Here is a 20610-nt window from a genome sequence, read left to right on the forward strand (position 1 = left end):
CTCTTACAATCTTTGAATTTTTGAGTATAAATAGCTGTTTTCCGCTAGTTTTTCAGGGCAAACACCAGATTGTTCCGTGCTTATTTAAATACGTCCTTTAAGATAATCCTGTCTTATACTTTCATCCAGCTTTTCGATGGCATACCTAAGACAGGTTCTTGGCATATCTTTGTAATATATGTTCAGATACCTGATCAGTTCCGCTTCATTTTTATTTCCCATTTCGCGCAGCAACCATCCGTTTGCTTTGTGCATGAGGTCATGGGAGTGGGTCAGATTTCTTGTTACAAATTCCTTGGTCAGGTCATAGGACCCTTTCTTCACATAATGCATGGTTCCTACTACGGCTATTCTCTTATGCCACATCTCTTCAGACAGGGAAAGGTCTCTGAGAAGATCTTCCTTTCGGTTTTCAAAGGCATATCTGCCCAGAATTTTATAGCAGCTTGAATCCACAAGATCCCAGTTATTGATATAAGGAAGATGGTTCAGATAAAAAGTTATGACATCATTTTTTACAATCGGATCCTTTGTTTTTTCAAATTTTAAAATCAGTATAAAAAGTGCGGTAAGCCTGTGTTCATGGTATTGTGAAGAAAGCAGCTCACTCAATTTTTTTAAATCAATTTTAGAATAGTATTCCTTCGCCACAGATCTCTGATCCGGAACCTTAACTCCCAAAAACAAATCACCTTCGCCATATTCTCCCTCACCTGTTTTAAAAAACTTTGGAAAAAACTCAGCTTTTTCAGGAATTGATAAAACAGCAAGAGCTTCCCGAATTTCTTTAACAATACTGCTCATAACCTTTATTTAAAAAAATTAAGCTTTATCTTCTAAAATAGTATTCTCCTGTTCTTCCTCTTCCTTCACAATCTGTTTAGGATTAGCCACTTTAGCAATGGTAAGCCCCTGAACAATAATAGAGAAAACAACTACACAATAGGTGATACTTAAAATAATTTCACTGTACTCACTTTTAGGGATAGACAGGGCCAACGCAATAGAAACTCCGCCACGGATTCCTCCCCAGACCAATACTTTTACCGTTTGCGGGCTAAAACTCTTCCTTAAGGAGGTAAACTTTGTAGGTCCCCAAATGGAAATAAATCTGGCAAACAGTACTACGAAAATAGCCAGCAAACCAGGAATCATGAAATGCTTCAGATCTTTGATCATTAAGAGCTCGAATCCGATAAACAGGAATAATACGGCATTCAGAATTTCATCAATCAGCTCCCAGAATTTAATCAGATAGTCCTGAGTAACAGATTTCATTTTAAAGTTCCTGTTAAAATTACCCATAAACAGACCGGCCGCCACCATGGTCAGTGGTCCTGAAATGTGCATCTGCCTTGCAATAAGATAACCACCCATGACAACAGAAAGTGTGACCAATACGGAAATAATATAATCATCCACTTCACGCATCAGTCTTGAAGTTACCCATCCCAGCAAAACACCTAATAAAATACCACCACCTGCTTCATGAAGCAAAAGTAATCCGATATTTTCAACTCCTAAATCCACTTCTTTCCCGATGGCAAGCTGAAGGACTACTGTAAAGACCACAACCGCCATACCGTCATTAAAAAGAGATTCTCCGGCCACTTTTGTCTCCAGTGATTTGGAAACATTTGCCTGCTTCAGAACACTTAAAACCGCTACCGGATCGGTAGGAGAAATCAATGCTCCAAACACAAGACAGTATATAAAAGGCAGTTTAATCCCTACTAAAGGTAAAAGATAAAACATTCCAAAACCTACCACAAATGTGGAAATTACGACTCCTACAGTGGAAAATATCAATACAGGTCTAAATTGTTCCTTGAGATCATTAATATTAATATGAATTCCTCCTGCAAAAAGAAGAAAATTAAGCATCGCTCCCATCAGGATTTCTGTAAAATCAATACTTTCCATAAGATTATTGAGATGCCCAAATGTTCTTGGAAGTACTGTTTCTCCAAACATTACCAGAAAAATAGACACCACAATAGCAATGACCATAATTCCAATAGTACTGGGAAGTTTTAAAAATCTGTAATTAAGATATGCAAATATGGATGCAAGTACGATTAATGCTGAAAATGAATAATATAATTCCACTAAGTGTTTTTTAGGTTTAGGTTTATAAATTTAAGTACAATACTTTAATATAAGTTTTGCTACCTTCTTTTTCCCAGACATCAAACATCCCGTCTTTAGCGGGTACTGAACCTCTTGTATAGTCTTGTCCGATATTGAGAATATTCAATAAAATATACTCATCCCCTACTGAATTGACCAGGTAAGCTGTCTTTTCAGACTTTCCGTCTCCGGAGCTCTTTATACCGTCCGCCAGTGCACGGAACTGGCTCAGATGGTGCATAAAGTTGTTCCCGTCTTTTAGAGAGTCGTAGGCCCTGAGAAGAATCAGCAGAACATCCAAATTGGTAGGATCTTTGTCATACAAAGCTTTTCCCTGCTTGATACACTCTTCAAAATTATTTTGTTTAAAAGCCTCCGCCAGGTTTTTGAAACGTTCATCAGAAGTATCGATCTTATCATTTCTGAAGTTTCTCCCATAATACAGATATTGTGATTCTATACTGTCTAAAGATCTTGGAAACCCTTTGTATTTAAAGATAAGCTTGTCATAATTATACGGAGAGTCAGCCTTTTTGATACTTTTCTCAATGGCTTTAAAATCAACTTTCAATTTTTGGCTGAACCCAAAAGCCGAAAATAAAATGAACAGAAGGAAAAAGTGATATTTCATTATTTATTGTTTTCTTCCTCATCGTTATCGAAATATTCGAAAAGGAAATCATTGTATGGAAATCTCGAAATATGAATTTTCATGACCTCGTCATAGATCAGTTTTTTCATTTCCGGGAAGTTTTCTTTTGTTAAAGCTGAAATAAAAACTGTCGGATACTTGGATTTTGCCATCCATGTTTTTTTCCATTCTTCAAGAGAAACATTTTTACGGGATGACGGCGTCAAATCGTCTTCTTCTTTTTTCTCATAACTGAAATCATCAATTTTATTGAAAACCATGATCATAGGTTTCTGATGCGCATTGATCTCCATTAAAATCTGATTTACAGAGGCTATATGATCTTCAAAACTTTCATGGGAAATATCCACAACATGAATCAAAAGATCTGCTTCACGAACCTCATCCAAAGTGGATTTGAAAGATTCTACCAACTGAGTGGGTAGCTTCCTGATAAATCCTACTGTGTCCGTAAGCAAAAATGGCAGATTTCCGATTACTACTTTTCGCACCGTGGTATCCAGTGTAGCAAACAATTTATTTTCTGCAAATACTTCAGATTTTGACAAAGAATTCATCAGGGTAGATTTTCCGACATTGGTATACCCTACTAATGCTGCACGAACGACTTTTCCACGATTGTTTCGTTGTGTTGCCATTTGTTTGTCTATCGTTTTCAGTTTATCTTTCAACAGGGTAATTCTGTCACGGATAATACGACGGTCAGTTTCAATCTCCGTTTCACCAGGTCCTCTCATTCCGATTCCCCCTTTCTGACGCTCAAGGTGGGTCCACATTCTTGTCAGTCGTGGCAATAAATATTGATATTGTGCTAATTCTACCTGTGTTCTGGCATAAGAAGTCTGGGCACGCTGGGCAAAAATATCAAGAATAAGATTGGTACGATCCAAAATTTTAACTTCCATTTCTCGTTCCAGATTTTTAAGCTGCGAAGGAGAAAGCTCATCATCAAAAATGACGGTTCCGATCTCATTTTCTTTTACATATTCTTTTATCTCAAGTGCCTTTCCGCTTCCGATAAAGGTTTTGGAATCCGGTTGTGTTAATTTTTGAGTGAAGCGCTTTTGTACGGTTGCGCCTGCTGTGAAAGCCAAGAATTCTAGTTCATCCATATATTCCACTAGTTTATCCTCATCCTGATTTTGGGTAATAACCCCCACCAAGACTGCTTTCTCATAATTATGTTCTTTCTTTTCTAACATTAAGTTCTTGCTATGTTTATGATTTTTACAAGATAATATTTTTCAGAAAAAAAACAAAATCAATTTTTATATAATACCATTTTTTAATATAATTTTAAGTCAGATCTTCTATTCCTGATAAAAAATCAATAACTTTAGATCATAATTTTCTGATTTTGAAACTTTTAAATTAACAAAGTCTAACTAATTTCCGGAAGATCATGATTACCCATATTAAGTGTATGATTATTGATGATAATGAACTGGACAGGCTGGTTCTCCAGCATTACATCAGACAATATGAAAATATAGAAATTGTCGCCTCCTTTAATGCTGTGGAAAAAGCAGTCCCATACCTTGAATCTCCGGTTGATCTTCTTATCACCGAAACTTCTTTTAAAGGCATGAGCGGTCTGGAATTCAGAAAATTAGCTCATAAAATCCCTGCCTGTATTTTTATAAGTTCTCATCCTGAGCTGGCTGCTTCTGTATTTGAGATCAATACTTTGGATTTCATTACAAAACCTTTAAATTCAGAAAGATTTCATCATTCCATGCTGAGGCTTTTTGATTTCTTTACAGTAAAAGAAAAATGTGATTGTTATGACGCCATGTTTGAAGAAAACTTTATCAAAATAAAAGAAAGCGGAACTATTTCTCAGATCCGGAAAACAGATATCTTATATCTGGAAGCTTTAAAGGATTATACCCGGATTATCACCCTGGAAAAAAACCATTGTATTCTGGATTCTCTGGGGAATGTTCTTCATAAAGATTTTTTTAATTCTTTTGTCAGAATACACCGCAGCTATGCAGTGCCCCGCCATATTATCCGGGGAAAAAACTGTCATGAAATAGAACTGATCCATCAGATCAAACTTCCTATAGGGAGAACCTACCGGGGGAACCTTTCTTTTTTTGAACTTTAAATGTACATTCCAGGAAGAATTCACTGGGTGACGTTGGTCTATTAATTCTGCTGTTGGTCTATTTTTCTGCGATCAGATACTTATAGTTGGTAATTTAGTCTTCCCAAAAAAGTAATTTGAAAAACCTCTTATTGGTCATCAAAATATTTCTATAGCTCTTTAACTGAACTATCTTCTTTTAAAGAAATGGATTGAGAATCTTAAAAAGCCACAAACTATTGATATCTAAAAAATTCTAGGAACACAAATAAAAACTAATAATCCCAAAAGCTGATAACCAGTCTAGATTTTTCAAACAAAAGAAGTCCGCTAAACGGCGGACTTTTATTGTGATGTTAAAGATATTAATTTACATTAATCCCAATCTGCAGCAACAAACTTCATTGAATGCCCCTGGTCATCAGATAATGTAAGAAAATGTCCTTCTACAGAATATTTTGTCATCGTATCAAATTTTCTCTGGAATGCATTTTCAAGATCCATATTCTGGCAGGCTTTCATTGTGCTCACTCCTTTCGAAATTTTTATATGTCCTTCTTTTTTAAATTCGGAAATAAAAGACATCCTGTTACATCCCATATAGGCACTCCCCTGTATTTTACTTCCATCCATTGCAGAAGTCAGGTTGATCTCTGCTTTATTGGCGATCAGCTGATCTTTTGTAAAACCGTCGAAAGAAACCAGCATCCATTGTCTTTGAAGTGCCGGGTTTTTATCCGGAACTGCTGAGCAATTTAAGGCAAGTCCTAAAAATAAAACGCTAAAAAGTGGTAATAGTATCTTTTTCATGGCGATTATCATCCCATTTTCATACCAATCCGGGACTGAATCTCGTAAAAATTAGTAAATTAGCAACACAAAAATTTTTTATAAAATGAAAAGACTATTTCTACTATTCACTTTCTTGTTGAGCTTTGCTCAAATGAGGGCGGATGAGGGGATGTGGCTGCTAATGCTCATCAAAAGACTTAACAGTGTTGATATGCAAAAAGAGGGTCTACATCTGACGCCTGAAGAAATTTATTCAGTAAACAATTCCAGCTTAAAAGATGCTATCGTAAGCTTCGGAGGATTCTGTACCGGTGAAATTGTTTCTGATAAAGGACTTATATTCACCAACCATCACTGTGGTTATGGCGCTGTTGCAGCTGCTTCTACTCCGGAAAAAGACTATTTGAAGAATGGTTTCTGGGCGATGAAACAAAAAGACGAATTCAACGCAAAAGGTCTTTATGTAAGATTTTTAGTGAGAATGGATGATGCGACTAAGAGAATCACCTCCAAACTCAACGACAATATGACCGGAGAAGAGAGAAAAGCTGTTATTGATGCTGAGACTAAAGCTATTCAGACAGAAAACTCTGAAAACGGAAAATATACGGTAGTAGTAAGAGATTTCTTTAACGGAAATGAATTTTACTATTTCGTATATCAGGATTATAAAGATATCAGATTAGTGGGAGCTCCACCTTCATCATTAGGAAAGTTTGGAGGTGATACAGACAACTGGGAGTGGCCGAGACACACTGCAGACTTTACTGTTTTCAGAGTATATGCTGATGCTGCGGGAAATCCTGCTGAATATTCTCCAAGTAATACCCCATTGAAACCTAAGCACTTCCTTCCGGTTTCTCTTAAAGGGGTTAAGCCTGGTGATTTCTCCATGATCTTAGGATATCCTGGTAGAACAAACCGTTACCTGACTTCTTACGGAATCCAGCAAATGGTAAACAAAGATTATCCGGCTTGGGTTGAGGCTTCTAAAACAGCAATGGATGTTATGAAGAAGTATATGAATAAAGATAAAGCAACACAGCTTAATTATGCTTCTCAATATGCTTCTGTGGCCAACTACTGGAAAAACAGACAAGGGACAATTGATGCTGTTGAGAAAAACGGAACCATTACTGATAAGAAAAAAATTGAATCAACATTCAAGGCATGGGCTGCTTTACCGGCAAATAACATGTATGATGGTGTTTTAGAAGAAATTGGAGCTTATTATAAACAAACTTCTGACAGAAATGTTGAAAAAAACTATGCTTCACAATTCTCTAGAAATGCCAAATATCTTTCTCTTGCTCAGCAAGTAGGATCTGTACTTAAAGCTTATGCTGCTCAGGATATGCAGGGAAGACTGGCTATGAAAGCTAAAACAGAAGCTGCAATTAAAGCGGCTTATGAAAATTTCAGTCCTGCCCTGGAGGGTGAGATGCTTGCTGCGATGACCAGCCTTTACCAGGCAAGAGTAAATAAAGATGTTGCTTCTGCTACCATCTTAGGCTTAGATGCTAAAACCGTTTCTAACTTAGCTTATTCTTCAATTTTTGCTAACAAGACTTCTGCAACAAACTTCTTATTAAATCCTGATGCCCTGAAACTGGATGCTGATCCACTTTGGAAAGCAACCAACGGACTCGCTGCCGATCAGAAAATGAGTGCTGAAAGATATGTTAAAGTAGATGATAACTTTGCTAAAAACAGCCGTCTATTCTTAGCAGGATTAATGAAGGCTATGCCTGAGAAAAAATTCTATCCGGATGCTAATTCTACAATGAGACTTACTTATGGTACTGTAGATAAGCTTCCTATCAGAAATGACAGAAATTATTTCGGTATTACCGATAACTATTATACAGATATGACTGGTCTTGTAGGTAAATACAAGAAGGGTGATGAAGAATTTGATCTGCCTCAAAGAGTGATTGATCTTTATAACCTTAAAGATTTTGGCCAGTACGCTGATGCTGCAGGTTATATGCCTGTCAACTTCCTTTCTAATAATGATATTACCGGTGGTAATTCCGGTTCACCTGTAATTGATGGTGACGGAAACCTTATCGGTCTTGCTTTCGACGGAAACAGTGAAGCATTGAGTGGTGATATTGTATTTGAACCGGAATGGCAAAAAACAATCAATGTAGATGTTCGTTTTGTTCTTTGGACAATTGACAAATTTGCAGGTGCAAGAAGACTCGTTGATGAGTTAAAACTTGTGAGAGATGAAAATACTCCTGCCGATACAAAAACAAAAAACTCAGGGACGACAACAACACCTAAGAAATCGAAGAAAAAATAATCTTTTCTGATATATTTTTAAAACCGTGGAATTTACTTTCACGGTTTTTTTATTTTTGAATCATAAAACATTTTATATGAATGCCCCAGCAATAGAATTTAATGCCATCATAAAACAAAATGGAGAAATAAATGCCGCTTTTGTGGAGTTTCCTTTTTCTACAGAAGAATTATTCAATAAAAAGGGGCTGGTGAAAATCAAAGCCGTTTTTGACAACAAAGTAGAATACCGGGGAAGCCTGGCCAAAATGAAAACAGACTGTCATATTCTGGGCTTAACCCAGGAAGTGAGAAAACAGCTTAAAAAAACTTTCGGGGATGAGGTTTCTGTCTCTCTTATTGAAGATAAGGAAGAAAGGCTTATTGAAATTGCAGAAGATATAGCGTTGGTCTTTACTCAAAACCCAGCCGTGAAAATACGCTTTGATGCAATGAGCTATACCCACAGAAAGGAATATATCCGCTGGATTGAAGAGGCTAAAAAACCGGAAACAAGAGAGAACAGAAAGACTAAAATGGTCCGGATGATTTTGGACGGCAAAAAAGGAATCTAGTTTTTATACGAAGCTTTTTAATTCTGCCTTCAGATATTGATTTCCACCACCGTTGGTTATCGTTATAAATCCATCATAGTGGGCAATCTTTACCCCCAGATCATTCGTAACTTCCTTAAAATAACCTGTCGTTGCCATACGATCAGGAACTGCATTTTTTTGCCATGAAAACTCTGCCAACTGTCCCGTTTTATTTTGAAAAACCAATGATTTCAGTTGACTTCCAAATTTAAATGCTTTAATATCTACGACTGCACTTTCATTAGCGACAAACTTTTTTGCTAAAACAATAAAACTATTCATTTTTATATTTTTTGATTATAGGTTTTAAAACTCAATTTTATTTCTACGGCAAATATCTCTGTACATTACGACAGAACTCGACGCATTATTTCTTAAATTCACTTCATGCAAACCAAAAAATAAACAACTGATTACCAAATATTAATAAAAAAAACACCCAACTATCTGTTTATTTCCTGTCAGGATTTTAAAAAGCTTCCGACTATAGTTTCAGCACAGTTATAACTTTAAAAAATGAACTTATGAAAAAGAACTTTTTAAAAATGACAGCAATAGGAATTACCGCTGCTTTTAGCCTTTATTCATGTAATGATTCTGATCATAATAGGGCGGAAGATGTTTCCTTTCAGAAAAACATCACATTTGAAAATGTTGTTGTCCCTAAAAATTATGTAGAAAGCGGAAGTTTTCAAGGAACAGCACAACCGGTAATTATGCCCGGAGAATCGGTTTCCATTACATTCAGTGCCGGAAAGGCTCAGGCGTTGATGCTGACTACCATGTACGGAGCATCTAAAGACTGGTTTTTCGCTTCTAAGCAACCTGGAATAAAGCTCTTTGACAATAGCGGAAATGCCAGAACCGGAGATGTTTCTTCTGATGTTTTATTATGGGATAACGGAACAAAAGATAATGTGACAGGACAGCCTGAAAGCAAAACTATTGCAGAGGTACCGGGTGTAGATGCCTCTAAACTCATGAAAATCAACCTCACATTCAATGCTGTTTCTTCTGAATTTACGCTTACCATCACCAATACTTCAGGAGGAACCGCAAATACAACACCTTTCTCCCCGGGAGTATGGGCTGTTTCCAATTACAATGGATCCAAACTACTGAACGAAACTCCTTTCTTCATGCCCGGTACTTTATCAAATCCGGAAATTACCGATATAGCCCAAATGGGAAATATTACTAAAATGAAGACAAAGCTTAATAATGAAACCGGTATTATTACAGGGCTTTCCCCTGCACTGATTGTAGTCTATCGGGGTAATAAAAACCCTATTTATGAAGCAGGAAAAAATGATACCGGAATGGGGCTAAAAGAGATTGCTCAGACAGGAAATGTAACTAAACTTCAAAACAGTTTAAAATCTTTCCCGAATGTTAAGGGAGTATTTATTGCAGGAAATGCACCTGTACCTCCAGGCAATAAAATTACAGCCAGAATTAATGCTGATCCGGGAGATAAAATTGCCTATGTAACGATGTTTGGATTTTCCAACGACTGGTTTTATGCCAACGATCAGGATATTGATGCCAATACGCAGGGTGATGTTACTGCAAAGACTTCATTATTTGATTCGGGAACGGGAGTTGATCAATATCCCGGTGCAGGAAATAATCAGGCATTATTCGGAGGAACTCCACAGAGTGAAAGCAAAATAATTGATAAAGTAGGAAATCAATATCCGGTTCCTGCAGTACAGAATGTAATCAAGGTTACCATCAACTAAGTCATCCCATAAAACATAAATTTAAAAGAGAAAGGCTGGAAACGTATTCCGGCCTTTAATTATCGCCTTAGCTTTTAATTAATATAGTCTGGTTTGGCCATATAAATAGAATTATATTATCACCCATTCCAGAACTCCCGGTCTAAACTTCTGTATTGGATTGCTTCAGAAATATGATAGGAAAGTATTTTCTCCGATTCTTCAAGATCCGCTATTGTTCGGGCAACTTTCAGAATCCGGTCATAGGCTCTGGCAGAAAGGTTTAGTTTTTCCATGGCCAGTTTGATAAGATTGAAGGAGGTTTCATCCAGTTCACAAAATGCTTCAATTTCTTTGGGCCCGATCTGGGCATTGCAACTCATATTAAGCTCTTTATAGCGTTCATTTTGAATATCTCTCGCCTTTAGGACACGTTCTCTTATGTCTTTACTTTTTTCACCTTTTCTCTTTTCTGAGAGCTGTTCAAATTCTACTTTCTGAACCTCAATATGAATATCAATACGATCTAAGAGCGGTCCGGAAAGTTTATTCATATAGCGCTGCATTTCGTAAACGGAAGAAGTATTGTTGGGATCATCAGGAAAAAAACCACTGGGACTGGGATTCATAGAGGCAACGAGCATAAAACTTGCAGGATAATTTACCGTAAACCTTGCTCTTGAAATAGTAACCTCCCGGTCTTCCAAAGGTTGTCTCATTACCTCCAGCACTGTTCTTTTAAATTCAGGCATTTCATCGAGAAATAATACGCCATTATGAGCCAGAGAAATTTCTCCCGGCTGCGGATAGCTTCCGCCTCCCACCAGTGCTACATCCGAAATGGTATGATGGGGTGATCTGAAGGGGCGGACTGTCATCAATGAGGCTTCTGCACCGATTTTTCCGGCTACAGAATGTATTTTGGTAGTTTCTAAAGCTTCTTTCAGCGTCAGCGGTGGTAAAATACTGGGAACCCTTTTCGCCAACATCGTCTTTCCACTACCCGGAGGGCCGATGAGGATAATATTATGCCCTCCTGCTGCTGCTACTTCCATCGCTCTTTTGGCCGTTTCCTGCCCTTTTACCTCCGAGAAATCAAAAGGAAAATCATTAATTTTCTCATGAAATTCTTTACGGGTATCCAATATCATTTTTTCCAGCGGCTTTCCTTCATTAAAGAAGTCAATAACTTCTTTAATATTTTCGACTCCATATACCTCAAGATCATTAACAATAGCTGCTTCACGGGCATTCTGGACCGGAAGAATAATTCCCTTAAAACCTTCTTCTCTGGCCTGAATAGCAATGGGAAGTACCCCTTTGATCGGCTGAAGGCTTCCGTCCAGTGAAAGCTCCCCCATAATAATATAATGCTGGGCATCTTCAGCCAGAATCTGATCCGAAGCGGTAAGGATTCCTATAGCAATACTAAGATCATAGGCAGACCCTTCCTTCCTTAAATCTGCAGGTGCCATATTAATGGTAATCTTCTTCCCGGGAATTTTATAGCCTACATTTTTAAGGGCCGCAGAGATTCTGTAACTGCTCTCTTTAATTGCATTATCGGGCAGCCCTACAAGATGATAGCCTACCCCGCCTGTATCTATATTGACTTCAATGGTAATCGTCTGCGCTGCAACTCCGTGAATGGCGCTTCCGTAAATTTTTATCAACATGGTGTTTTTTGAAGTAAATGTAGCTAATATGTTATTTTAGGCAATCTGGTTTTTCATTAAAATTATTCAAACAAAATAAATACAACATAAACAATATCAACAAACTGAAATGATTACAAAATAATAAAATCGGTACAAAGAAAAACTCTGTACCGATCTAACCATTATTAAACTAACGAAAAGATTATTTAATCTCTATTTTTTTATGAACTTATTTTTATAAACTTTTCCGTCTGCACTTTTAGAAACAATGAGATAGTTTCCAGGTACAAGACGACTTACATCAATAGCCTGACTATACTGATGATCCTTTTTCTGTAACACTATTTTTCCGGACATATCTATGACGGAAACCTCAGGATATATCTTATCTGATTCTTTTCCGATATAAAGAAACTGAGTGGTAGGATTCGGATAAATTTTCAGATTGTTATCCTTAGCCTTTGTTTCTCCTGTTCCCAGCTCCCCGCAAAATTCCCAGTTTCCAAAATTGAGTTTTATGAATGAGTTGGTCCCTAAGAACTCACACTGGTCCGGGCAATATTCCGTACAGGCATAAAACCCGTATTCTCCAGATTCTGTTGCGGTATAGGAATCTCCGGTAGCTCCACTGATAATACAGGCATCTCCGGTAACCGGCGGGATATTACCCGGAAAACATTTGTACCAGGTGTGAACCCCGTATACAAGAGGAAAAGTATCTTCAAATTTTACGGATGCACCTGTGCATATATTAAATTCTCCACCATCTACCTGCTCATAGGTTCCCGGAGTAAATGTAGAAATCATAGACGGTAAGCCATATGCAAATCCGTCTGCCATAATTGCGGGGCTTTCTGCAGTACAGTCTCCCAGAGCAACGGCAACTTTAAAATAATACAGCTGATCATTACTCCCGTCAATAGTCAGCTGTTGGGAAGTTGCTCCGGGGATTGCTATCCAGGGATTATTATTGGGCGTCTGCCATGTCCATTCCTGTTTGTACCATTGATAACTTCCAAAAGACTGCGTAGAGAGCACTTCCGTTTCTGTATTGCAAAAAAGGATTTTATCCGGAAATTTCACTCCGAGTCTGGGACTGGTAATGCTAGGGTTACATTGTGCTTTTATACTCAGAATACCAAGTAAGAAAGCAAAAAAAATTAATTTTGTTTTCATATATAAACATTTAAGATTGATGTTGTTGTTGTTGTGATTAAATACTATGTTTAATCAAGCAAAAGCCTGATTCCGAATTTTATATTAAATTGTAAAGGTTTCTCTTTATAAACCGTATTGAGTGCATTGTCATCTTTGAAGTGATATCCAATTCCCGGTTCTGCATAAATTCCCAGTTTGTCAATAATTTTCAGCTGTAGACCCGCAGCCGTATTAACTGAAAACTGCAATTTCTTATTATCCAGACTTTCTTTTGAGGTTTCTTTTACCTCATCATTGACCACATAAGTGGTGGTAAGACTTCCTGAAACAGATTTTTCCACCAGCGCCCCTCCTGTTATATACCCTGTAAAGCGTCCTTTCTGAATAACATTATAATTAACCTGAACCGGTATTCCGATATAATGAACAGACTGAATCCCTTTGATATAATTATTTTCACTCCCCGAGTGAAGCTCAGATGTCAGTTTGGTGTAATTCAATCCGGTTCCTATTCCCCATTTCTTACCTAAATTATAATAAAGAGATAATCCCAGTGTAACAGGTACTTTATGCCTGATTCTCGCCTCTACCGGCTGGCTTTGATTAGCCAGCAGAAGTTCTGTAAGCGGATCATCATGGTAGCTCGAGGCACTCCACACCTCGGCTATATTCATCGGTTTTCCACTTATAGAAGCATAACCCGGAAATTGTTGTTCAGCAGCATTTGAAGTGGCATTTCCTGTAAGCATACTTAACATCCAGGATTTTGCAGGCTTCGATTTCTTATGATCGGCATATTGTTTTTCCTGTTGATTTTCACGATAAACAAAAACGTCACTGATTTCTTTCGGCTGAACAGGATCTGACACTATTTCTTTAACGGGAAGCAGATTTTGAGCTATCGGGAACTCCTGACTAAATACTTTTTCCGTGTTTTTTATTTTAAATACACTATGAATTATATCTTCATGATCTGCAACTGTACAATCAGTATGAATCTTCAGGTCATCTTTCAGGTTATTTCCCGCCATTGTTCCGTATGATGATATTCCTTCAGTAAAAGGATTTTTTTTATTTCCGCTGCCTTTTAAAGGATTTCCGGACTTTCCTTTTGTCATTCCCGAATGCAGTGAGGAATTATTATTTTGTTCAGCATGAGGAATAAGTTTTGTCATAAAAAAGCACAATATAGCAGCAGCTGCAACACCACTGATACGGTAAAATAATCGTCTGTGATCGGGTTTTGAATCTACTTTTTCCACTTCATCTTCATGCTGCAATTCCTGAGGCACAAAACCGCTCATCTTATTTTCCTTATCATCTTCAGAGAATAATTCATCCCTGATGTCATTCCACAACCTATCAGGAACATCCTCTTCATGGTCCTGCATTCTGCTGCGCAGGTTATTTAACCATTCATTATTCATATTGTGCTTTTTTTGACATTTTAAACTCTTTAATTTTCTGAACAAGTAAGCTTTTTGCTCTGTGAAACTGTGAGGCAGAAGAGTTTTCTGCGATACTCAGAAGTCCTGCAATCTCTTTATGGCTCTTTTTCTCAAACACGTAAAGATTAAAAACAGTTCTGTAACCATCCGGAAGGGATCTGATCATTTCCATAATAACAGCCCGTGGGATCTCTTCAAAATCGGGTTCATCCTCATCAGGAAGATTTGCCAGATGATCAATTTCAGCTGTCGTTTTAAAATCAGCCCTTTCTTTTATATGTTTTAAGGACTCATTAACCGTAATCTTAGTCATCCATGCTTTCAAAGAGCCGCTTCCTCTGTATTCAAAAGTTTCTATCGAGCGAAACATTTTGATAAAACTGTTCTGAAGTACATCATGAACATCTTCTTTTTCGGTAATGTAACGGGAACAGATATAGGTAAGGTTTCCGGAATAAGCTCCAAAAAGCTCTTTCCAGGCTGCTTCTTCTTTCAAAAGAAGGTGTTTTACCAGAATCTGTTCTTTACTTTCCTCCATGAATTGCTCCTATGTCCGATTGAATATGATTAAAATTATAAAGCAAAAATAGACTGCATCTTAATAAAAACACAATCCATTTTATGATAATATCTATGTACTAGTTCTTTATACAGAATGGAAAGTTATAATTAATTGTTTCGTAAGGGCTTAACACCACCCCGTCTACCGTTATCTTTTCAGCAGCAAGAGCAAACCTTAATGACTGGTCCATTCCTACAAAAAAGCCTTTTTGTTTAGCAGAAAGGAGTACAGATGTATTTTTGGTTACTCCATCTACAGGGATTTTGAGCAACAGTACCTTAGGATCAAAGGTTAATTCCAATACATTATTGGTTGTATTTACCGTTGCTTTGTAGCTCACATCATATTTCACTTTCGCCATTTCTCTTAATGCTTTCTCTGCCTTTACCGGATCACTCACTACGGATTTTACAATTTCTTTTATCGGAAATTCTGCAAACGTCAGGGTATCTTTTTTTACTTTAAAGTCTATAATACTTTCTGTTTTAAAATTTCCCTGTACAGTGATCAGCCTGCCTTTATAATTTCCTTTTACATCTTCTAATTTTACGGGCGGGATTTCCGGTCTGTCATCATTCATACACGAAAGCAAAGTAAGACCTGCCAGTATTGTTAAAGCAGCTATTAAAATTCTGGGTACTGTAAATTTCTTCATTACATTATTTTTTTACATTAAACATTATTTATTTTCGAGTACTCATTTATATAAATCCTGTTTTTTAAAAATCTTGCATGAAATTTTCTAAAAAAAATAAAAAAAATCATAACCTATTGATTTCATGAACGTAAAAAATAAAAAAAACACAATTACAGATTAAAATCATTATGAAGAACCGGATATTTTTGATCATTGACTGATTTCGGCTTTTAATCCTATATAAAAAAGGAAGCTACATTTTGTAGCTTCCTTCTTAGATTCATCAGTTATAGTTTACTCTACTCCGCCGCCTAATGCTCTGTATAAATCTACTTCGGCATTTAATCTTTCAAGGGTAACATTAATCGCTTCCAGATCATTCTGAAGTTTATTGTTCTGTGCCGTAATTACTTCCAGATAGGTTGCCATTCCGCTTTTGTACAGTTTAAGAGCATCATTGATTCCCTTATCCAAAATAACTGCTCTCTGATCCAGAAGCTCCAATCTTTCTGACGTCCCTTTGGATTTTGCCATCGCATCAGATACTTCCCCTACCGCTGCCATTACAGACTGCTTAAAACTGATCGCGGCCTTTTCCTGCTCTATCAAAGCTGTTTCATAAGCTGTCTTCAGCTCTTTTTTCTGGAAAATAGGTGCCGCAAGATTCGCTGCAATGGCTTTGGTAATTGATCCCGGAATATCAAACCAGGAATTAAATTTATTGGAATTCACCCCGATTTGCGGAGTCAGGCTGATACTTGGATACATGGCGGCTTTTGCCAGCCCTGTTTTTGCATTCAGGCTGATGACATTGAATTCGGCAACTTTCAGATCCGGTCTCCGGCTCAGGAGCCGTGCAGGAAGTCCTTCTGAAAGTTTATTTTCAGGAATCATTTTTTTCAGGGTTCCTTCTCTTTCTATCCTTCCCGGATATTCTCCGCAAAGAATACTCAGGGCATTTTCCTGAACGGAAATATTCTGTCTGGCAAGGGGAATCAGCAGCTCGGCAGTTTTCTTTTGCGCCTCTGATTGCTGAACCGCTAATGAATTGATCTGGCCCGCCGTAAACTGAAGCTTCATCATTTTAAGGGTATTATCACTCAATTCGATGTTCTGCTCGGCAATTCTAAGCTGCTCATCCAGACTGATCAGATTATAATAAGCCTGCGCTACCTGTACCACGATTCTGCTTTTTATGGCATTCAGATTTTCTTTCTGCCCAAAATATCCTGCGGCTGCAGATTCTTTCTGCATTTTAGCTTTACCCCAGATATCCACTTCCCATGAAAGTCTCAGTGTTGCATTGAAGTCATCTATGTATTTTGTTCCTAAAAACTGCTCATTAAGAGATCCGTTAAGACTGTTTTTAGATGCCCAGCTACGGTTGGCTCCTGCACTGAAATCCAGAGTTGGCATAAGAGACAGCTTGGCCTGCTTGTAGATGAGGTCCAGTTGTTCTATATTTTTCAGAGCAACATTCACCTCATTATTTCTGGTGAGTGCTTTATCAATCAACCCTATTAATTTAGGATCTTTGAAGAAAGTCTTCCAGGGAAGAATTACGGTATCTCCCGTTACCTGTACAGACTCTTTATAAGTTGCCGGTACCTGAAGTTCCGTTCTTGTATAGGGTTTCCCTACAGCGCAGGACACCAGTACGGATGCCATTGCGCCTGAAATAAGGAAATTCTTTATATTAAATATTTTCATTGGTCAATTGATTTTCTATGATGTTATACTTTTTCTTGGATGAAAACTTCTCATCCAGATACTGAAAGAACATATACAGGACAGGAATTACAAAAACACCTAAAACTACTCCGCTCAGCATTCCTATAGCCGCACTGACACTAATGGATTTATTTCCTGAAGCCATGCCTCCTGTAGAAATCATCAAAGGAATCATTCCTACGATAAAGGCTAATGATGTCATGATAATGGGACGTAATCTGGCTTTTGCTCCTTCCAGTGCCGAATCAATAATAGACAGGCCTGCTTTTCTTCGCTGTACGGCAAACTCCACAATAAGGATCGCATTTTTTGCGAGCAGACCAATAAGCATAATCAATCCGACCTGTACATAAATATTATTATCAAATCCAATCGTTTTTATTCCCAAAAATGCCCCTACTACTCCTGTCGGAATCGAAAGCATTACGGCTAAAGGAAGGATATAGCTTTCATATTGGGCTGCAAGAAGCAGATAAACAAAAAGCAAACACAGCCCAAGGATGACCACGGTCTGATTTCCCGCTGATTTTTCTTCTAAGCTTAGTCCCGTCCATTCATAACTGTAATCTGAAGGAAGCCGGCTTAATGTTTTTTCCATTTTATCCATTAGTGCTCCGTTACTTATCCCGGGTTTCGGAACCACATTGATGTTTAACGAGTTGTAAAGATTATATCGCTGAACAGATTCCGGACCATATACTTTTTTCAACGTAATCAGAGTATTCACAGGTACCATTTCTCCTTTAGTGTTTTTCACAAAAATATCATTAAACGCCTGTTCATCCATTCTGAACACTCCGTCTGCTTTAATATTCACTCTGTAGAATTTTCCAAATCTTGAGAAATTCTGAGACTGATCTCCTGAAAAATACGTCTGTACTGTTCCCAGGAGATTTGCCACACTTACTCCCAGCTGCTTAGCCTTATCTTCATTAACTTCAAGCTCCAGCTGAGGATAATCTGCTCTGAACATCGTGTAGGCATACGCAACTTCCGGTACCTGCATCAATTGGCCGATCACCTCATCTGCCTTAGCTTTAAGCACCTGTGGATCTCTGCTCATACGATCCTGTAAAACGATCTCTGCATCATTCGTCACCCCATATCCTTCTACCGGCGGCATTCTGAAACTGATCACGTTGCCTTCTTTAATCGTTGCCAGTTTTCCGTTAACAATATTCATGATTTCATCAATATTCTGAACAGCACCTCTTTCTTTTTTAGGTTTTAATTTCACAAACCCCATCGCATAAGCAGGTCCAGCACTGTTACTCAACAGGTTAAATCCTGTAATAGATGTATTTTCCTGTACGGCATCCACTGTTTTTAAAATCGAATTGATTTTATTGGAAACTTCCGTAGTTTTTGTCAGTCCGGTTCCCGGCGGCATGCTTAATGAATAGATAAAGAAACCGTCATCTTCCATAGGAACAAAACTTTTAGGCGTACTTGATAATAACCAGGCAGACAATCCGATAATCCCCGCTACCAGTCCGCCTGCGATCCACTTACGTCCTATTAAGAATTTGACTCCTTTGGCATAACGGTTGGTCATATTATTAAATCCTGCATTAAAGGCAAGGGCAAATCTCTGTCCGAATCCTTTTGGTTTCCCTCCTTCTTCGGCATGGTGGTTTTTAAGAAACACCGCACATAATGCAGGAGTAAGAGTAAGAGCATTCACTGCGGAAATAATAATTGCAATAGCCAGTGTATAGGCAAACTGCTTATAGAATAAACCCGCAGAACCGGACATAAACCCGATAGGAATGAATACTGCAGACATCACTAACGTAATGGAAATAACAGCTCCTGTAATTTCACTCATCGCTTTATGAGTAGCATCTCTTCCCGAAAGGCTGGTTCCTTCCATATTACTGTGAACAGCTTCCACAACTACAATAGCATCATCTACGACAATACCGATAGCCAGTACAAGGGCAAAGAGCGTTAATACATTGATAGTGAATCCTAATATCAAAAGGAAGAAGAACGTACCAATAATTGCCACAGGAACTGCAATCGCAGGAATAATGGTAGATCTGAAATCCTGTAAGAAAATAAATACGACAATAAATACCAGAATAAACGCTTCAATCAAAGTAGATTTCACCTGTCCTGTTGCTTCATCCAGCCTTTCTTTTGTACTCATTACCTTGGTATATTTAATACCCGGAGGAAATGATTTCGAAAGCTGATCAATCGCTTTATTCACTCCAATTTCAATTTCATTGGCATTGGATCCTGTCGTCTGCATGATGGCTACGGTAACTGCATTTTTTCCGTTGGAAAGGTTATCTCCGCTGTTATTAATAGATCCGAATTCCACACGGGCAACATCTTTAAGCCGGATCACATTGGTTCCGTCATTTTTAACAATAATATTTTCGTATTGTTCGGGTTTATTCTTTTTCCCTTTGTAGCGGATTACATATTCTAATGCGGCATTAGATTCTTCTCCTAATTTACCGGGAGCAGATTCCAGGCTATGATCGGCTATAGCATTGGAAACATCCGAGGGCTCAAGCCCGTAAGAAGACATTTTCTGCGGATTCAGCCAGATTCTCATGGAATAATCTTTGATTCCAAAAATCTGTGCCTGCCCGACACCTTTTACTCTTTTGATCTGGGGAATAAGATTAATATTGGCATAATTCTGCAGGAAAGTTTCATCATACTGCTTATTGTCTTCCGTATAGATATTGAAAATCAGCACCATGCTGTTTTGCTGTTTGGAAGTCGTCAATCCCATTCTTATTACTTCCTGCGGCAAAATCGGAGTCGCCTGCTGTACTCTGTTTTGTACATTTACAGCTGCCTGGTCCGCATTGACACCTTGTTTAAATATGACTGAGATGGTAAATGTTCCGTCATTACTGGCTGTAGATTTCATATAGCTCATGTCCTCTACCCCATTGATCTGTTCTTCCAGAGGGGTCACCACTGAACGAATCACTGTTTCACTGTTTCCTCCCGGATATGACCCTGAAACGGTAATCGTAGGTGGAGAAATATCCGGAAATCGGGTTACCGCCAGCTGGTTTAATCCTATAATCCCCAATATAACGATAATCAGAGATATTACCGTCGCAAGAACCGGACGGTCAATTATTTTTTTTAACATTTTCAAATTTTCTAAGAATGATTACA

Annotated in this window: 17 protein-coding genes; 4 read left to right on the forward strand and 13 right to left on the reverse strand. The window is 37.9% G+C overall.

All coding sequences use genetic code 11. The features are described 5' to 3' along the window. Positions 1 to 84 precede the first annotated feature (84 nt). The 4 genes from JO178_RS11860 to hflX are packed head-to-tail and all read right to left on the reverse strand — an operon-like array spanning position 85 to position 3984. A complete protein-coding gene (locus JO178_RS11860; RefSeq protein WP_291935701.1) occupies positions 85 to 804 on the reverse strand; it encodes a DNA alkylation repair protein in 720 nt (239 codons plus the stop codon). Between the two features lie 18 nt (positions 805 to 822). Next, the gene (locus JO178_RS11865; RefSeq protein ID WP_291935704.1) at positions 823 to 2109 is read right to left on the reverse strand and encodes a sodium:proton antiporter; all 1287 of its coding nucleotides are present in this window, start codon (positions 2107 to 2109) and stop codon (positions 823 to 825) included. Between the two features lie 22 nt (positions 2110 to 2131). After that, a complete protein-coding gene (locus JO178_RS11870; protein WP_291935706.1) occupies positions 2132 to 2701 on the reverse strand; it encodes a DUF4919 domain-containing protein in 570 nt (189 codons plus the stop codon). A gap of 59 nt (positions 2702 to 2760) precedes the next feature. Further along, positions 2761 to 3984, reverse strand: coding sequence for a GTPase HflX (gene hflX / locus JO178_RS11875; RefSeq protein WP_291935708.1), 1224 nt, complete (start codon positions 3982 to 3984; stop codon positions 2761 to 2763). Between the two features lie 200 nt (positions 3985 to 4184). Here hflX and JO178_RS11880 point away from each other — a divergent pair, with 200 nt between their 5' ends. Continuing rightward, positions 4185 to 4892 carry a LytTR family DNA-binding domain-containing protein gene (locus JO178_RS11880; protein WP_291935710.1) on the forward strand — a complete coding sequence of 236 codons (708 nt, stop codon included), beginning with the start codon at positions 4185 to 4187 and terminating at the stop codon, positions 4890 to 4892. 354 nt (positions 4893 to 5246) lie between these two features. Here the strand turns inward: JO178_RS11880 and JO178_RS11885 are convergent, their stop codons facing one another. Further along, on the reverse strand, positions 5247 to 5681 hold the full coding sequence (locus tag JO178_RS11885; RefSeq protein WP_291935712.1) for an META domain-containing protein: 435 nt from the start codon (positions 5679 to 5681) through the stop codon (positions 5247 to 5249). Positions 5682 to 5766: 85 nt separating this feature from the next. Between JO178_RS11885 and JO178_RS11890 the strand changes: the two genes are divergently transcribed. Continuing rightward, entirely contained in the window at positions 5767 to 7971 is a 2205-nt protein-coding gene (locus JO178_RS11890) for a S46 family peptidase (protein ID WP_291935714.1), read from the forward strand. A 76-nt stretch (positions 7972 to 8047) separates the two neighbouring features. Further along, a complete protein-coding gene (locus JO178_RS11895) occupies positions 8048 to 8524 on the forward strand; it encodes a YdeI/OmpD-associated family protein (RefSeq protein ID WP_291935715.1) in 477 nt (158 codons plus the stop codon). A 3-nt stretch (positions 8525 to 8527) separates the two neighbouring features. Here the strand turns inward: JO178_RS11895 and JO178_RS11900 are convergent, their stop codons facing one another. Beyond that, entirely contained in the window at positions 8528 to 8827 is a 300-nt protein-coding gene (locus JO178_RS11900; RefSeq protein ID WP_291935717.1) for a hypothetical protein, read from the reverse strand. Positions 8828 to 9069: 242 nt separating this feature from the next. Here JO178_RS11900 and JO178_RS11905 point away from each other — a divergent pair, with 242 nt between their 5' ends. Continuing rightward, entirely contained in the window at positions 9070 to 10287 is a 1218-nt protein-coding gene (locus tag JO178_RS11905; protein ID WP_291935718.1) for a spondin domain-containing protein, read from the forward strand. A gap of 119 nt (positions 10288 to 10406) precedes the next feature. Here JO178_RS11905 and JO178_RS11910 read toward each other — a convergent pair whose 3' ends face one another. From JO178_RS11910 to JO178_RS11940, 7 genes are all read right to left on the reverse strand, one after another. After that, positions 10407 to 11942 carry a YifB family Mg chelatase-like AAA ATPase gene (locus tag JO178_RS11910; protein ID WP_291935722.1) on the reverse strand — a complete coding sequence of 512 codons (1536 nt, stop codon included), beginning with the start codon at positions 11940 to 11942 and terminating at the stop codon, positions 10407 to 10409. Positions 11943 to 12137: 195 nt separating this feature from the next. Further along, positions 12138 to 13100, reverse strand: coding sequence for a T9SS type A sorting domain-containing protein (locus JO178_RS11915; RefSeq protein ID WP_291935724.1), 963 nt, complete (start codon positions 13098 to 13100; stop codon positions 12138 to 12140). A 50-nt stretch (positions 13101 to 13150) separates the two neighbouring features. Further along, the gene (locus tag JO178_RS11920; protein WP_291935727.1) at positions 13151 to 14509 is read right to left on the reverse strand and encodes an outer membrane beta-barrel protein; all 1359 of its coding nucleotides are present in this window, start codon (positions 14507 to 14509) and stop codon (positions 13151 to 13153) included. Continuing rightward, positions 14502 to 15068 carry a sigma-70 family RNA polymerase sigma factor gene (locus JO178_RS11925; RefSeq protein ID WP_291935729.1) on the reverse strand — a complete coding sequence of 189 codons (567 nt, stop codon included), beginning with the start codon at positions 15066 to 15068 and terminating at the stop codon, positions 14502 to 14504. Before JO178_RS11925 ends, JO178_RS11920 begins: the two co-directional genes overlap by 8 nt. 100 nt (positions 15069 to 15168) lie before the next feature. Then, complete coding sequence (locus JO178_RS11930; RefSeq protein WP_291935732.1) at positions 15169 to 15747, reverse strand: DUF4840 domain-containing protein; 579 nt, start codon at positions 15745 to 15747, stop codon at positions 15169 to 15171. A 276-nt stretch (positions 15748 to 16023) separates the two neighbouring features. Next, on the reverse strand, positions 16024 to 17439 hold the full coding sequence (locus JO178_RS11935) for a TolC family protein (RefSeq protein WP_291935734.1): 1416 nt from the start codon (positions 17437 to 17439) through the stop codon (positions 16024 to 16026). Continuing rightward, complete coding sequence (locus JO178_RS11940; protein WP_291935737.1) at positions 17426 to 20584, reverse strand: efflux RND transporter permease subunit; 3159 nt, start codon at positions 20582 to 20584, stop codon at positions 17426 to 17428. The genes JO178_RS11935 and JO178_RS11940 overlap by 14 nt, the downstream gene beginning before the upstream one ends. Positions 20585 to 20610 lie beyond the last annotated feature (26 nt).

It is taken from the genome of Chryseobacterium sp. (assembly GCF_019236175.1).
Taxonomy (GTDB): Bacteria; Bacteroidota; Bacteroidia; order Flavobacteriales; family Weeksellaceae; genus Chryseobacterium.

What these genes read in the sequence shown, in the direction of transcription:
- JO178_RS11860 (WP_291935701.1), bottom strand. Translation starts at nt 804, where the DNA reads ATGAGCAGTATTGTTAAAGAAATTCGGGAAGCTCTTGCTGTTTTATCA.
- hflX (WP_291935708.1), bottom strand. Translation starts at nt 3,984, where the DNA reads ATGTTAGAAAAGAAAGAACATAATTATGAGAAAGCAGTCTTGGTGGGG.
- JO178_RS11880 (WP_291935710.1), top strand. Translation starts at nt 4,185, where the DNA reads ATGATTACCCATATTAAGTGTATGATTATTGATGATAATGAACTGGAC.
- JO178_RS11885 (WP_291935712.1), bottom strand. Translation starts at nt 5,681, where the DNA reads ATGAAAAAGATACTATTACCACTTTTTAGCGTTTTATTTTTAGGACTT.
- JO178_RS11890 (WP_291935714.1), top strand. Translation starts at nt 5,767, where the DNA reads ATGAAAAGACTATTTCTACTATTCACTTTCTTGTTGAGCTTTGCTCAA.
- JO178_RS11895 (WP_291935715.1), top strand. Translation starts at nt 8,048, where the DNA reads ATGAATGCCCCAGCAATAGAATTTAATGCCATCATAAAACAAAATGGA.
- JO178_RS11900 (WP_291935717.1), bottom strand. Translation starts at nt 8,827, where the DNA reads ATGAATAGTTTTATTGTTTTAGCAAAAAAGTTTGTCGCTAATGAAAGT.
- JO178_RS11905 (WP_291935718.1), top strand. Translation starts at nt 9,070, where the DNA reads ATGAAAAAGAACTTTTTAAAAATGACAGCAATAGGAATTACCGCTGCT.
- JO178_RS11910 (WP_291935722.1), bottom strand. Translation starts at nt 11,942, where the DNA reads ATGTTGATAAAAATTTACGGAAGCGCCATTCACGGAGTTGCAGCGCAG.
- JO178_RS11915 (WP_291935724.1), bottom strand. Translation starts at nt 13,100, where the DNA reads ATGAAAACAAAATTAATTTTTTTTGCTTTCTTACTTGGTATTCTGAGT.
- JO178_RS11920 (WP_291935727.1), bottom strand. Translation starts at nt 14,509, where the DNA reads ATGAATAATGAATGGTTAAATAACCTGCGCAGCAGAATGCAGGACCAT.
- JO178_RS11925 (WP_291935729.1), bottom strand. Translation starts at nt 15,068, where the DNA reads ATGGAGGAAAGTAAAGAACAGATTCTGGTAAAACACCTTCTTTTGAAA.
- JO178_RS11930 (WP_291935732.1), bottom strand. Translation starts at nt 15,747, where the DNA reads ATGAAGAAATTTACAGTACCCAGAATTTTAATAGCTGCTTTAACAATA.
- JO178_RS11935 (WP_291935734.1), bottom strand. Translation starts at nt 17,439, where the DNA reads ATGAAAATATTTAATATAAAGAATTTCCTTATTTCAGGCGCAATGGCA.
- JO178_RS11940 (WP_291935737.1), bottom strand. Translation starts at nt 20,584, where the DNA reads ATGTTAAAAAAAATAATTGACCGTCCGGTTCTTGCGACGGTAATATCT.